The organism is Anabaena sp. EIM26 (assembly GCF_057568715.1).
Window position 1 is genome coordinate 4,587,062 of sequence record NZ_CM172472.1, and the last position, 14,303, is coordinate 4,601,364.

The window sequence follows — 14,303 nt, forward strand, 5'->3', positions numbered from 1 at the left end:
ACAGCTTCTGAAAAAAGAGAATGTTAAACAAAGAAACCACTTACTCTCAAGCAAGGTTGAATTTAGCAACTATCTTAGATCAGGTGTGTGAACAACGGGAAATTATAGTAATTAAACGTCGTAATGATAAAAATGTGGCATTAATTGCCGAAGATGAACTTTCGAGTTTATTAGAGTGTGTTTATTTATTAAGATCACCTGAAAATGCTAAACGTTTATTTAGGGCTTTAGAATGGGCTGAAACAACAGTAGAAACTCCTCAAACAGTGGCTGAATTAAAAGAGGAGTTAGGAATTGAGTAGTAAGAAAAAAAAGCCAGATGCTCATAATGAAGAAAAAGAATTATCTGGTTATTTTCCTGTTTTCAGTCCTGATTTTAAAGTAGATTTAGCTTGGTGGTATAATCATGATAAAAAAGGGGATAAAATACTAGATTTAGTAGCAGATATTCTTGATGGTCAACCGTTTACAGGCTTAGGTAAACCTAAACCTCTTAAATATATTGCTCCTGATACTTGGTCACGACGAATAGATTTAGAACATCGTTTAGTTTATAAAGTCACAGAGAATAAAGTTTATTTTTTACAGGCTCGTTATCATTATGAATTAGATTAAAATCAAAAGACAAAATTCTTCAACACCTACGCAAAATATCTCTCAAACTCTAATTTCTCTGTGTACTCTGTGCCTCTGCGGTTAATTACTCCGTGAATTGTCCTTAAATTCTAGGACTTACACAAGATTGGACTTTTTTGCGTAGGGGTAATTCATGAATTACCCCTACTTCCATTCTGTTTTGCGTAAGTCCTGAATCCTATGAATTACTGATTTTTTTATCAACTTTTCTATGTCCCAGGTATCGCTCCCCCCATCGCTTCAGCTAGATCTACCATTCACCGCTCTTGCGCCCATGCAGGATGTGACAAACCTCTGGTTTATGAAGGTCATTGCCCATTACGGCAGTCCTGACTACTTCTTTACCGAGTATTTCCGCGTCAATGATACCTCACGGCTCAATCGTAACATTTTGGCAGCAATCACCGAAAACGATACTGGTCGCCCCGTTTTTGCTCAAATGATTGGCGAAAGCATTCCTGATTTGGTGAGAACAGCAAAGGAACTCTGCGGCTATAATATCGCGGGAGTAGACTTGAATATGGGCTGTCCAGCACCGAGAATCTATCGCAAAAATGTTGGGGGTGGATTGCTGCGAGAACCGGAAAAAGTAGATCAGATTTTGGGAGAACTACGTGCTGCGGTGAATGATAAACCTTTAACTGTAAAGATGCGCGTGGGTTTTGAGAATACAGATAACTTTTATGAAATTTTAGATATCATCAATCGCCACAACATTGATTTGCTGAGTTTGCATGGTCGCACGGTGAAAGATATGTACCACGGGGAAGTTAAATATGATTTGATTGCGGAAGCGGTGAGACGGGTTGATTGTCCCGTGCTGGCTAATGGCAATATCAACTCGGCAAAAACTGCTCTAGAAGTGCTTTCTCTAACGGGTGCTGCGGGTGTGATGGTGGGACGCTGGGCGATCGGAAATCCTTGGCTTTTTAATCAAATTCGCCAGGCTTTGCAAGGAGAAGAGATCACGCCTGTTTCTTTAGTAGAGGTACGCAAGTATATTGATCGTTTATGGCAAACTCCCATAGTGTCAACTATACCAGAACGGGCGCGGGTAGGTTATCTGAAAATGTTCCTCAACTACATTGCCTTGAGTGTTGACGCTGAAGGTCATTTCCTGCGGCTAATGCGACGGGTACAGACTGAGGTAGAACTGTTTGATCTGTGCGATCGCATTCTCCTGACTGAAGGAACAAAAACTTTAGCCCTAGAACCCTTTTTCCCGTCCATTCGCTGATTTTGAAGTATCTTCAGAGTCCATTCATTTGCCGTTGTTTTTAGATTGATTAGATAAATAAATACCTGAATTTATCACTATTTACAGAAATCGTAGTTAATGCTACATACAATCGTATAAACCGTAGTTAATATTAAAAAATATTGCACTAGAAGAAAACATTTAGGACAACCCTTTTTGTTCAATGTTAATCTTCATATCTTGCGGATTACCGCATATAGGAGCCTATCTTCAACAGTAATTTTTCTGCAACCAATAGTAAGTAGTAAAACTACATAGTCTTATAGCAATTCCCAAGCTCATAAAATACACACCCCACCCGCGCTGTCGCGCACCCTCCCCTTGGTAAGAGGAGGGTTGGGGAGGGGTAATTTTGTATCTAACTAGAGTGGGAAAGGCTATATAATCTCATCTTTGAAAAAATTAAGTTACCTCACACGATTGAGGCAGGTATGACCAAAAACCTGTCATTATGCGAAACAAGTTAAACGCAAAGGAGTTTACCATGCATCGACAAATGTGCTGGTTATCTAAGTCTGGTAGTGATGGAGAAAAAATATTGCATTTGCAGACTTCACTTGGACAACCTTGGCGGCCTTACACAGCTTTTCCTCAATTTTCAGTACCAGATTATCAAATACCCGGTGGTTCTAAAGGTTGGGCAACTTATCAAAAACTGTTAAAAGCGGGTTGGACTTTAGTTCATAGCGCACGGGCTAACGAGTTCAGCAGCACCTATACAGAGTCAACAGTTGAAAATTAATAGCCTCTGGGGTAGCCATCACCACGGGGATCAGCTGCTCCTTCTAGAGTACCATCTTCTGTAACTGCGATCGCATTGGCATTTCCCCAAGGTGCAGTTTCTCTAATCTTGTGTCCGCGACGGCGTAAGTCTTGCCGGGTTAAAGCATCCAAACCCCAAGACTCGACGCGTAACTCATCCGGTAGCCACTGGTGATGTATGCGTGGCACAGAAACTGCTGCACCCACATCCATTTTGTATGCCAACACATTCAAGATAATTTGCAATACTTGGGTAATGATGGTGCTACCTCCAGGAGTTCCCACTGCTAAACGCAAGCGATTGTTTTCGGTAACTATGGTGGGTGTCATGCTAGAAAGGGGAGTTTTGCGGGGTGCAATGCTATTAGCTTCGTTACCCACTAAACCAAAGGCGTTTGGTACTCCTGGTGCGGCTGCAAAATCATCCATTTCGTTGTTCAAAACTATTCCTGTTCCTGGTGTGACAATCCCAGCACCAAAGCCTAAGTTAATGGTGAAGGTTAAACTAACGGCGTTTCTGTCTGCGTCAACAACGTTAAGATGACTGGTTTCTGTTGATTCTTTGGATTTTGATGTTTTGAGTCCTGGGTTGACTTCTGTTGATGGTGTTGCCGTGTCCATGTTAATTTCTTGGCGGCGCTTTTGGGCGTATGCGGGACTGATTAGTTGCTGGACAGGAACTTTGACAAAATCAGGATCTCCTAAATATTTTGAGCGATCGCTATAAGCAATCTTCATTGCCTCTACCATTAAGTGTATAGCGTCGGCATGATGCCATCCTAAAGATTTTAAGTCTGTGTCACCGATAATGTTCAACATTTGCAATAGATGCACACCACCGGATGATGGTGGTGGCATAGAACAAATTTTAGCTTGGCGGAAGTTCCCACATACAGGATTTCGCCAAATTGCTTTATAGGCTTTTAAATCTGCAAGGGTGACTAAACCGCCATTTTGCGCCATATCAGCAGCGATAGTTTGGGCAATTTTCCCGGTGTAGAAATTTTGGGGATTTTGGGAAATGGCTGCTAATGTTTTGGCTAAGTCACTCTGGATTAATTTTTCCCCTGGTTGGTAATATTTACCGTTGCGAGTGAAGATGTTTTGCGCGGCTGGGTTTTTCAGTATTGCCTGTTTGCGTTCAGCAAAAGCTGACAGAGAACGCCAAGAAAGCCTATCGCTAATGATAAAACCATTTTGAGCGAGTGCGATCGCAGGTTTAACAACTTCTAGCCAAGGTAACTTACCATAACGACGATGCACTTCATACATACCCGCCACAGTTCCCGGTGTTGCTACCGCTAAATAACCATCTGTACTCGCACCAGGACGCACTTTACCATTTGCATCTAAATACATATTTCTTGTAGCTTTGATAGGTGCGCGTTCCCGAAAATCTAAAGCTTTAATTTCCCCTGTTTTTTCAGAATGCAAAAGTAAAAATCCACCCCCACCAATCCCCGCAGAAAAAGGTTCAACTACAGAAATAGCAAAAGTTGTAGCTACTGCTGCATCAATCGCATTTCCACCTTTTTTTAACATTAAAAGTCCCGCTTCACTGGCTAGAGGGTTGGCAGAAACTACCATTCCTTTTTTACTGCGTAGGGGTACGGTGATAGTAGCAGATGCTGCTTGGCAGGTGAGGATAGCACTCAGCGAGATTAAGGAGAAAATTAGGCGTTGGGTTTTGGCGATAATGGGCATTTTTTCGGTAAGTAATTTGAAAAGATTTATTAAAAATTCAGAATTATATGAATTCGTCTGCAATTCCTTTTATATCAATTATTTATAGTAAATCTAATATCAATTTTAGTTCCCTGGTTTGGCTTAGAAGTACATTTGATAGAACCACCATGTTGCTCAACGATAATTTGATGGCTAATAGACAAACCTAAACCAGTTCCTTCACCAACAGGCTTAGTAGTAAAAAAAGGTTGAAAAATACTCTGGCAAATCTCTTCACTCATGCCACAACCATTATCAGCAATTGAGATAGCGATTTCATTGTCCTGAGAGTGAAATGTTTTAATCCAAATAGTTGGTGTTTCATCTGGAGTTTGACCGCAAGTAGCTGCTTTTTTAATCAAGGCATCAATGGCATTATTAATTAAATTGAGGAATACCTGATTTAAAAAGCGAGGATTACAAAAAATCCGAGGAATTTTCCCGTACTCTTTAATCACTGAAATAGGTTTACTATTACTCCCATAACAGTTAAGTCGATGCTGCAAAATGACGAGTGTACTATCAATACCTTGGTGGATATCAACTTTTTTATAGTCAGCTTCGTTCAAACGTGAGAAATTAGCAAGCGATTGTACAATCTCCCTAATACGAAGTGTGCCAACGTGCATTGATTGCAAGAGCTTTGGCAAGTCGCTCTCTATAAACGTTAGGTCACAGTTAGCAAGAGCATTGACAATTTTGAGATCTGGATTTGGATATACAGAAGCATAAGTTGCTAGAAGATTGAGTAAATCATGAGTATACTGACGAAGACATTCTAAATTGCCATGAATAAAACTCATGGGATTATTAATTTCATGGGCAACCCCTGCAACCATTTTTCCCAACCCTAACATAGTTTCGCGTTGAATCAATTGCATTTGAGTTTGCTGATTTTCTTGTAATTTAAATAAAGCTGACTCAGCATTTTCTTTTGCTGTGCGGTATTTTTCCTGGATTAAAAACAGTCGTTGCAATGTATAATAATAAATAGTAACGCTAAAAAAAACGAATAATGATCCGAAAAAGAAAACTAGACCAGTGAGCAATGGTATCCATTCAATCAGCCTTGCAATTGTTAAATAAATGCATAACAAATAACCACCCAGAAAAAAAATCATTAATAAAAACATGATTTGCCAACTTAGTTGTTCTGGTTCTGTTTTAAATAATTTGAGAATTTTTTTAGTTTTGAAAATTGATAATCCCATTATCCAAGCCCCTAGAGTAACTAGGGTGACAATAAAAAATAGAAAAATTGAAGAACTTAACATAGCATTAACCAAATTAGATTTAATAAAATTAATTAAAAATCAGTTCAAGAAAGAGTTAGAGACTTTTATGCACAGAGACTATATTCTCAATAATTAATAGTTAAGTTAGTCTACTGAGGAAAAATTAATTCTCGAAAAATGCTTTTTAATTGAAACTGTTAATGAGCAATTAAAAAATATTTAATAACTTGCTGATTACTCAATCAGTAACACTTTTTGAATGTCCAGCAGTTTGCTTAGTTAGGAGGTACAAAATCTAAGTTGAAACCTATACACAAAGACAGTTTTACTCCTAACTCCTAAATTCTGCTGTATAAGTTGTCATTAATCACTTTGATACTTTTTATTGACATCGAACTCAATGATTTTTAGCCTTTATAGGAATCTTAATTATAAATTCTGTTCCTTCTCCTGGATCAGAAATACAACTAAGTTGTCCACTATGTTTTTCGACTATAATCTGATAACTGATTGATAGACCTAAGCCTGTACCTTTACCCACCGACTTAGTAGTAAAAAAAGGTTCAAATAATCTTGTACACACTTTTTTATTCATCCCACAACCATTATCAGCAATACTGATTGCTACCCATTCTTGATCAATCACCTCAGTGCGAATGTGAATAGTCGGTAATAGATGATTGGGTTGTTTTAGTTGATTATTATTTATGAACCATGATTTACTACCATCTTGTAAGGCATCAATGGCATTAGTCAGGATATTCATAAAAACTTGATTAATTTGACCAGGACAGCACTCTATTAAAGGTAATTGATTATATTCTTTAATAACTTGAATTTTGGGATATTTATCATCTCTAGCTCGTAGGCGATGTTCTAAAAGCATTAAAGTACTATCAATACCTTCATGAATATAAACTTCTTTCATTTCTGCTTCATCCAAACGAGAGAAATTTCGCAGCGATTTAACTATCTCAGCAATTCGTTTTGTTCCTATCATCATGGAATTTAAAAGTTTAGCTAGGTCTTTAGTCAGAAAGTCTAATTCATTGTCTTGAATTAATTTTTGAATTTCCTGGGGAGGCTCTGGATAATAATCTTGATATTTTTGAATAATTTGTACTATTAAATTGGTATAGTCCATAGCATATTGAAGATTACCATGAAGAAAATTAACAGGGTTATTAATTTCATGGGCAATACCAGCAACGAGTTGTCCTAAGCTAGACATTTTTTCGTTATGGACTATTTGAATTTGAGTTGATTGAAGTTGTTGCAAAGTTTCCTGAAGGTAGGTGTTTATTTGTTCAAGACGATCTGATTGACTAATCGTAGATTGTTCTGATACATCTAATAACTGAGTTAGTGTCGCTATTTGTGAATTGAGATATTCAAAGGTTTTATTATCTGTTGTCGTGACCGTTTTATCACTAACACGAGATTGCTCATGACTCATGAAAATTCTGTCATTCTCAAAAGGTAGTATTGCCATTTTGACGTTTAGTGCTAACGGACGCAACAAATCGACACTTATCCGGGGAACTTCAACTTTCAAAAACATGAGAATTGCAAATATGTTGCCTGAAGGTAATAATCCTCCAAAGCCAACTACAGATTTGATATTATATGGAATTACAAATGATGTTTGTGAAGGAATATAAGGACTATCCAAAGCATCAGGAATATAAAAGACGTTATACATTCGCTGTTCTAAATCAGTTAATAAATTCGGATCTGGTCGTATTACAGTGCCAAGATTTAGTCCTAGTTGCTGGATAAGTTGAAAAATCATAGGTATGCGAGCGATCATCTCTTCACTTAATAGGGGAATTACTTTATGTTTTTCAGATTGATGTCGTGAGTTCCATTCTGGTAGTTGCCCAATAGTTGCCAATAATATTAAACATTTGAGGTTATCTTCTGGTAAATGGTCATCTAACATTCCATGTGTATATTCTTGTAATTCTGGTGTGAGTTCTCCGTAGGATTGAGTTTTGAAAAACCGGATAAGCGCACAGGATCTTTCACCAGAATGTTTATCAATTAAATTATCATATAGATATTGAATAATAGAATTGCTTGCCTCTTCTATGCTGTTAGCTTCGCTGCCTAAATGACGCAGAGCTAAACCGCATTCTGACATATCTCTTAAAGTAAATTGTTTTAAGTCATGCATGATAGATATCTCCTAGAGAAATTTTCTGATTTATAAACCAAGGGTGTCTACTTTTATATATCCTTTCTCAAGTAGTTGAAAGACTTATGGGAGGGAAATTTCAGGAGGGAATTTTGAAATGGCCAAATTTTGCACTTTCTTGAGAAGTATATTCAAAATATAGAGACAGAATGTGAAAAACTTGTGTAAAGTATTCTAGTTACGAAGAAGATATTTTGTAGGGATTTTCAGTTCTACAAGGGTTCTGGAAGAAGCATATCTAAATTTCAACAGATGTTTAATATTGTGTTAAAAACTTGCTTGTTAAAGGGTTTAGAGAGGATATGATGGTTTTTGATATATCTCAATTTTTAATTGAGGGTTTAGTAATGTTTCACCTTCAGGAGTATCAAAACCAATTAAATTAGATGCTAGAGGTAATGTTTGAGCTATAACATGATCAGCAGCTAATGACAACCCTATAACTAAAATTTGAATGTAGATTTTGAGATAAGTTTTGTATTTCATTGTGAGATAAATAGTTTTAAATTCATTTAATTATATACGACACGTATTTGATTTTGAAAGATAGTTTAAGGTGAGTATTCCTAAACCGCTATTGCTTAAAAATTTTCAAAATTTTCAGAAATGATTGAGGATTGCTATATATTATATAGTGTAAGTTGGAAATTTAGAGTCATTAATTACTCGTAAATAAAGTAAACAATTGTCAAGAGATATTAAAAATGCGTCCAATTTTGTCGAGAAAATTTTTGCTGCCTACTAGTGCAGTTATTTTCATTTTTCTGCCAATACAACCGCTTCTAGCTTTACCACTGCTACAAAGTGATTTTACACAACTTTCTGAATCTAGTCAAAAACCTACAAAACCCAATAAGTTACAACTCTATGGTGGATCTAAAACACGAACTCCTATTATCCAATGGTATCTTGAAGAATTAGGGGTTTCTTATGACTATATTTCTTTAAATATTGGGGCTAATGAACAGCGTCAACCTGAGTTTTTGGCTATTAATCCTATGGGTAAAGTGCCGGCAATAGTGGATGGTGATTTGAAACTATGGGAATCTGGGGCAATTCTATTATATTTAGCAGCCAAATATCAACAATTGCCTAATTCATTAGCAGAGCGTGCCAAAATTGAACAGTGGGTAATTTTTGCTAATGCTACCCTTGCACCAGCTTTATTTTCAGCGGATAAACGCGAAAAAGAAATGCATATTTTACTAACGCCAATTAATAAAATTTTGCAACAAAAATCATTTTTGTTAGGTGAAAAACTGAGCGTTGGAGATATAGCAGTTGCTTCGTACTTGCATTATGCAAAGTTACTTTTATCCCTCGATTATAGTCAATATCCTAATGTTGTTGCATATCTTGATAGAATATCAGCAAGACCCGCATTTAAAAATACTTTAGGAAAGCGGTAATTTGTGATTTCTTCTGGTTAACTAATTTAGTGATACTGCAAACGAGTAAAATCTGGACTTATGGTTAACGCCAAGCTTCGCTATCAGAATGACACTTTTAACCCGTTTTTAGTATAAGTGGAGCAACATAGACATTATAGATCCTTGACTTTGTGAAGAAGTCAGGGATTTGGGTCTAGTTTATGTTACGATACCAACTAAGTTGGAAATACATGAACTATGCCACAGGATTTATCACCCCTCTGGATATCGCTGAAAACTTCATTTTTAGCGACCTTTATCACTTTCTTTTTGGGCATTGGTGCTGCTTATTGGATGTTGGGATATAGGGGTAAAGGCAAATCTATAATTGAGGGTATTTTTGTTGCACCGTTGATTTTACCACCGACGGTTGTGGGGTTTTTGTTGCTGCTATTTTTTGGTAAAAATGGCCCGGTTGGTAAATTGTTGGAACCGTTTGATTTGACAATTGTGTTCACTTGGTATGGTGCGGCTGTAGCGGCAACGGTGGTTTCATTTCCACTCATGTATAAAACTGCTTCAGGTGCTTTTGAACAAATTGATGGAAATTTGTTGCGGGTAGGGAGAACTTTAGGTGCTAAGGAATTAACAATATTTTGGCGGGTTAGTTTACCTTTGGCTTTTCCTGGCATTTTAGCAGGTGCAACTTTAGCTTTTGCCCGTGCTTTGGGTGAGTTTGGTGCAACGTTGATGTTAGCAGGGAATATTCCTGGACAAACGCAGAATATACCAATGGCGATATATTTTGCTGTGGAAGCTGGGGATATGAATGAAGCTTGGTTTTGGGCGATCGCTATTATGGTAATTTCTCTGTCAGGAATTATTCTGACCAACTTCTGGCTAGAACTCAAGCAGCGACACAGACGCAATGGTAAAAAGGGGCAAGAAAAAACAGAAAATAGCTCTTTTTCTGTACCCACCAAATCCTCTACATCTGGTTTGTTTCTGGATATTGAAAAGCGACTCGCTAGTTTTCATCTGCAAGTAGCTTTTAGCACTGATAATCAACCCTTGGGATTGCTGGGAAGTTCTGGTGCAGGAAAAAGTATGATTCTGCGTTGTCTTGCGGGGATAGAAACACCCACAAAAGGGCAGATAGTCTTGAATGGTAAGGTGTTGTTTGACTCTGAAAAAGGAATTAACGTGCCGATACGCGATCGCCATATTGGTTTTTTATTCCAGAATTATGCCCTCTTTCCACACATGACTGTGGCACAAAATATCGCTTTTGGCTTACCCAAGGGGAATATGCGGTTGGAAGTAGAACAGCAATTATTAGCCATGCAATTACAAGGTTTGGGCGATCGCTATCCGCACCAGCTTTCAGGAGGGCAACAGCAACGGGTAGCCTTAGCTAGGGCTTTAGCCAGTCAACCAGAAGCATTACTTTTAGATGAGCCATTTTCTGCCCTGGATACACATCTGCGGAGTCAGTTAGAACAACAAATGACAGAAACTCTAGCTGATTATCCCGGTGTAACTTTATTTGTCACTCATAACATGGAAGAAGCTTATCGGCTTTGTCCTAATTTGTTAGTATTAGAACAAGGAAAAGAAGCACATCATGGTTCTAAATACGAGATTTTCCAGCATCCTGCAACTGTGAATGTTGCCAAACTCACCGGTTGTAAAAACTTTTCTCGCGCTGTTGTTTCATCATCCCAACAGGTAGAAGCAACTGATTGGGGTTGTAATCTGAAAGTTGAGGAATCAATTCCAAATCAATTATCTCACATTGGTATCCGCGCCCATCAAATTAGTTTTACAAATAATCCCAATCAATCAAATACTTTTCCCTGTTGGTTAGTCAGAACCAGCGAAACACCTCACCGCATGACGTTATTTTTAAAGTTACATTCTGTTGCTGATAATCCCCATGATTATCACTTGCAAGCTGAAGTTTATAAGGAAAAGTGGGTGACAATTAAAGACAAACCTTTTCCTTGGTATGTACATTTAGATCCCGTGCGGTTAATGTTGATGGAAGAGTAAAGAGTACCTAGTACTGAGTACCGAGTACCGAGTATTGAGTGCTATGCAGGTTGTCTTTATATTCTGACTCCTGACTCCGAACTCCGAACTCCGAACTCCGAACTCCGAACTCCGAACTCCTGACTCCTGACTCCTGACTCCGAACTCCGAACTCCGAACTCCTACTTATTAGCTTTAAGTAACAAATAAAACAACTGTCCATCGCTAACTGTCAGCCCAGCGCGATCGCCTGCTATTTTACCAGTTCCTAAGAAGTAATCCACTCTACCAGCACCTTTAATCGCACCACCTGTATCTTGATCTAATACATAACGGCTAACTGTACGATGTTCTAATTCACCTTGAGGATTGACAAAGGGGAAAGGTGCGCGAATTAAAGCTAAAGCACCAGGAGGCATTAAAGATTTATCGGTAGCTATGGAACGTTCTGGGGTGAGTGGTACACTAATAGAACCCTGTGCTGGTCTACCGTTCGTTTCTCGAAAAAACACAAAACTGCGATCGCGTGGAATATAAATATCTAAATCTTGGGGATGCTTTTGAAAATAGTCAAGGATAATTGGCATAGTTAAACCTTCTAAAGGTAATTTGCCATCATCTACTAATAACCGTCCCAAACTCTTATAATTATAAGCTGTATTACCTGCATAACCGATTGTTGTTTGTGTGCCGTCAGTTAGTTTAAGACGTGCTGAACCTTGAATTTGAATTATGTATGGTTCCAATCTATCTCTAAACCAAAATAATTCTAAACCTTTTAATTTACCTTTTGCACCTTGTAACCCATCTGCACCTTCCAATTCTAATCGGGTAGGGTGAGGTTTAGCCCACGATTGTAAATCAGCAGGATAACGATAAGCAGGATATTTAAATTCTGTTGTAGGAGTGCGACTAGCTAAATACAAAGGTTCATAATAAGCAGTAAATAAAACCGAACCCTGATTATCTTTACCCACTGATTGATAAAATACAAATTCTTTTTCAATTGCTGTGTGTAATTCTTTGGCAGAATTAGTTGAGATCAGGATTTGCCGGAATCTTTGCAAGCTTTTATAAACTCTATCTTGCGTAATTCCTGGAATTTTATATTTTTGATAAGCATTTGTAGCACGACCAGATTTAAAATATTTCAAACTTTGGTCAATAGATGCTAACAATGCCTTTTTATCTGCTATTTTATCATCTTCACCACCATAAATTCTTTCATCTAAACAAGAAGCATCATTTTCACAACAACTAACTGGAAACCTTTGCACAAGTACAGGTAAATTTTTTGTGTTTTCAGATTTCAAAGCAACCGGTAAATCCCACTTAGTTATTTGACATTCTGGAGAAACTACATCTTTATTTTTGATAGCTGGCATTTCTAACAAAAAAATAGTTAAAAACACAGGTAAGCTGAGAGTTGTTTTCAATATCTTTTGCATTTAAGGAATTTCCGAAAAATTAACATTTGCTGTCTACAATTACAAATTTATCTCGTTCCCAGTCTATCTCGTTCCCAGTCTCTGACTGGGAATGCTACCATAGAGGCTCTGCCTCTACTTTAATGGAAGCAGAGCCTTCTAGAATTCATTCCCATACAGAGTATGGGAACGAGAGGATTATTCTGACTCCTGACTCCTAACTCCTAACTCCTAACTCCTAACTCCTAACTCCTAACTCCTAACTCCTAACTCCTAACTCCTAACTCCTGAATTCTTCCCATCATTCATTCATATTATGATATGTAGCAACAGCGGAAGGAGAGATGCGATTCAAGTACCGGAAAATCCAATATTTGAAAATCGTATCTAAAATTACGGGGAATGTGGCAATGAATAAAAAGATAAAATCACGATTTGCTGGTAATCCCCAGTGCCGTGATATACCTTCTAAAATTACTTCCCAACCGTGCGGAGAGTGGAAACCGACAAATACATCTGTAAATAAGATAATAATAAATGCTTTGGCGCTATCACTCAATCCATATACTACATGATCAAAGAAATCTTTGAGAACTGAGATAGAAGATTTGCTGACAATTAACAGCCAAATGAAAGCGATTACCGAACAAATATCTGCAAAAACATTTTTAATAGCATTAGCACTTTCACCCCTAAATTGTTCAGCTACTTCCTGCGCTTTCTCTTGCATCTTGATTTCTATATCTGCCGATGATATAGGTGGTGCATTACTAATCATATTTTCAAACTTGATTCTTTCCTCAAATCTTTGTAGTTCTATAAGTGCTTCTTCTTCCATTTCTGTATTCAGGAAGATTTGCTCTGTTTGGGAACTTCTAAAATGCTCTACTAAAGGGCCTACTACTAAAGCCTTAGCTATTTGATGAGTGAGCAGTGGTATTATAATTAATAGTAAAATAAATCGAATTGATATAATTGTTGTTTTTTGTGTTTGCCGGAAGTTCTGCACTATATCTTTTTCAGAATTCGGATCTAATTCCGCTTGTAAACGAGTGATAGTGCTTAAAATTGAACGAGGTAAAACTCCTGTCGTATCAGCTTTTCGTTTTGGTTTAATTTCGCTGTTGGGAACTGATATTTTTGGTTTGTTTGGTTGGGAAATAGCTACATTATCTGCTACAATTGTAGATAGAGTATTTAAATTTGCTGGCGTTTTTTCTGATTGATCATTTGTGTATTTAGCAATGACTTGATCAATAAATTCTAGTTTTTCTAAAACTAAAGCTGGAGAGGGATATTCTATACCTGTTTTAATGGCTGCTTGTTGTTTAGATTCGTTTGAAAACCAACGACTAGCTTTAAACTCTGTCAGTCGCATTCGGGCATTTTTTAATAATTTCTTTAAATCTGCCTCAAAATAATTCATGACACTACTACTGTACATAGCGGAATCAGCAGATATTTTATTACCTTGGAAATGCTGATCTTCGATTTCCTTGATTTTTAATGCTGTTTGGTAAGCTTCCTCCAAAGATCGTTCTGGTGTCAGTAAGTACCATCTGTAAGCAGCCAGCAAAAACCCGTATATTTTTTGACCAAAGACAGAGTTTCTCATCGTAGATGATTATCTAACATAATTTGGTGATTATTAACCTTAAGTTA

The 14,303-nt window shown here is 37.5% G+C and carries 13 protein-coding genes; 6 read left to right on the forward strand and 7 right to left on the reverse strand.

From position 1 onward, the window contains the following. Positions 1-20: 20 nt before the first annotated feature. From AC012T_RS19795 to AC012T_RS19810, 4 genes are all read left to right on the forward strand, one after another. Positions 21-302 carry a type II toxin-antitoxin system Phd/YefM family antitoxin gene (locus tag AC012T_RS19795; RefSeq protein ID WP_487060437.1) on the forward strand — a complete coding sequence of 94 codons (282 nt, stop codon included), beginning with the start codon at positions 21-23 and terminating at the stop codon, positions 300-302. Beyond that, a complete protein-coding gene (locus AC012T_RS19800; protein ID WP_487060438.1) occupies positions 295-615 on the forward strand; it encodes a Txe/YoeB family addiction module toxin in 321 nt (106 codons plus the stop codon). Before AC012T_RS19795 ends, AC012T_RS19800 begins: the two co-directional genes overlap by 8 nt. Positions 616-847: 232 nt before the next feature. Continuing rightward, positions 848-1,873: a tRNA dihydrouridine synthase gene (locus AC012T_RS19805; protein ID WP_487060439.1), complete on the forward strand. Its 1,026-nt coding sequence runs from the start codon at positions 848-850 to the stop codon at positions 1,871-1,873. Between the two features lie 505 nt (positions 1,874-2,378). Then, entirely contained in the window at positions 2,379-2,636 is a 258-nt protein-coding gene (locus AC012T_RS19810) for a hypothetical protein (RefSeq protein WP_438892934.1), read from the forward strand. Here the strand turns inward: AC012T_RS19810 and ggt are convergent. The 4 genes from ggt to AC012T_RS19830 all read right to left on the reverse strand — a co-directional run bounded on the left by ggt (position 2,633) and on the right by AC012T_RS19830 (position 8,299). Further along, positions 2,633-4,360 (reverse strand): gamma-glutamyltransferase, encoded by a 1,728-nt coding sequence (ggt, locus tag AC012T_RS19815; RefSeq protein WP_487060440.1) that lies wholly within the window; start codon positions 4,358-4,360, stop codon positions 2,633-2,635. The genes AC012T_RS19810 and ggt overlap by 4 nt on opposite strands. A gap of 74 nt (positions 4,361-4,434) precedes the next feature. After that, positions 4,435-5,655: a sensor histidine kinase gene (locus AC012T_RS19820; protein ID WP_487060441.1), complete on the reverse strand. Its 1,221-nt coding sequence runs from the start codon at positions 5,653-5,655 to the stop codon at positions 4,435-4,437. A gap of 358 nt (positions 5,656-6,013) precedes the next feature. Further along, positions 6,014-7,792: a sensor histidine kinase gene (locus tag AC012T_RS19825; protein WP_487060442.1), complete on the reverse strand. Its 1,779-nt coding sequence runs from the start codon at positions 7,790-7,792 to the stop codon at positions 6,014-6,016. Positions 7,793-8,104: 312 nt separating this feature from the next. Beyond that, positions 8,105-8,299, reverse strand: a complete 195-nt coding sequence (locus AC012T_RS19830; protein WP_487060443.1) for a hypothetical protein — start codon at positions 8,297-8,299, stop codon at positions 8,105-8,107. Positions 8,300-8,517: 218 nt separating this feature from the next. Here AC012T_RS19830 and AC012T_RS19835 point away from each other — a divergent pair, with 218 nt between their 5' ends. Beyond that, complete coding sequence (locus AC012T_RS19835; protein ID WP_487060444.1) at positions 8,518-9,222, forward strand: glutathione S-transferase family protein; 705 nt, start codon at positions 8,518-8,520, stop codon at positions 9,220-9,222. A gap of 219 nt (positions 9,223-9,441) precedes the next feature. Next, the gene (modB, locus tag AC012T_RS19840) at positions 9,442-11,235 is read left to right on the forward strand and encodes a molybdate ABC transporter permease subunit (protein ID WP_487060445.1); all 1,794 of its coding nucleotides are present in this window, start codon (positions 9,442-9,444) and stop codon (positions 11,233-11,235) included. A 7-nt stretch (positions 11,236-11,242) separates the two neighbouring features. Here the strand turns inward: modB and AC012T_RS19845 are convergent, their stop codons facing one another. From AC012T_RS19845 to AC012T_RS19855, 3 genes are all read right to left on the reverse strand, one after another. Further along, on the reverse strand, positions 11,243-11,437 hold the full coding sequence (locus tag AC012T_RS19845) for a hypothetical protein (protein ID WP_487060446.1): 195 nt from the start codon (positions 11,435-11,437) through the stop codon (positions 11,243-11,245). Further along, complete coding sequence (mltA, locus tag AC012T_RS19850; RefSeq protein WP_487060447.1) at positions 11,397-12,662, reverse strand: murein transglycosylase A; 1,266 nt, start codon at positions 12,660-12,662, stop codon at positions 11,397-11,399. The genes AC012T_RS19845 and mltA overlap by 41 nt, the downstream gene beginning before the upstream one ends. A gap of 280 nt (positions 12,663-12,942) precedes the next feature. Further along, positions 12,943-14,256 (reverse strand): proton extrusion protein PcxA, encoded by a 1,314-nt coding sequence (locus AC012T_RS19855; RefSeq protein ID WP_487060448.1) that lies wholly within the window; start codon positions 14,254-14,256, stop codon positions 12,943-12,945. Between the last annotated feature and the right edge of the window lie 47 nt (positions 14,257-14,303).

Coding starts and splice junctions, on each gene's coding strand:
- AC012T_RS19835 (WP_487060444.1), top strand. CDS start 8,518: ATGCGTCCAATTTTGTCGAGAAAATTTTTGCTGCCTACTAGTGCAGTT.
- AC012T_RS19805 (WP_487060439.1), top strand. CDS start 848: ATGTCCCAGGTATCGCTCCCCCCATCGCTTCAGCTAGATCTACCATTC.
- AC012T_RS19820 (WP_487060441.1), bottom strand. CDS start 5,655: ATGTTAAGTTCTTCAATTTTTCTATTTTTTATTGTCACCCTAGTTACT.
- modB (WP_487060445.1), top strand. CDS start 9,442: ATGCCACAGGATTTATCACCCCTCTGGATATCGCTGAAAACTTCATTT.
- AC012T_RS19825 (WP_487060442.1), bottom strand. CDS start 7,792: ATGCATGACTTAAAACAATTTACTTTAAGAGATATGTCAGAATGCGGT.
- AC012T_RS19855 (WP_487060448.1), bottom strand. CDS start 14,256: ATGAGAAACTCTGTCTTTGGTCAAAAAATATACGGGTTTTTGCTGGCT.
- mltA (WP_487060447.1), bottom strand. CDS start 12,662: ATGCAAAAGATATTGAAAACAACTCTCAGCTTACCTGTGTTTTTAACT.
- AC012T_RS19810 (WP_438892934.1), top strand. CDS start 2,379: ATGCATCGACAAATGTGCTGGTTATCTAAGTCTGGTAGTGATGGAGAA.
- AC012T_RS19795 (WP_487060437.1), top strand. CDS start 21: ATGTTAAACAAAGAAACCACTTACTCTCAAGCAAGGTTGAATTTAGCA.
- AC012T_RS19845 (WP_487060446.1), bottom strand. CDS start 11,437: ATGGACAGTTGTTTTATTTGTTACTTAAAGCTAATAAGTAGGAGTTCG.
- ggt (WP_487060440.1), bottom strand. CDS start 4,360: ATGCCCATTATCGCCAAAACCCAACGCCTAATTTTCTCCTTAATCTCG.
- AC012T_RS19830 (WP_487060443.1), bottom strand. CDS start 8,299: ATGAAATACAAAACTTATCTCAAAATCTACATTCAAATTTTAGTTATA.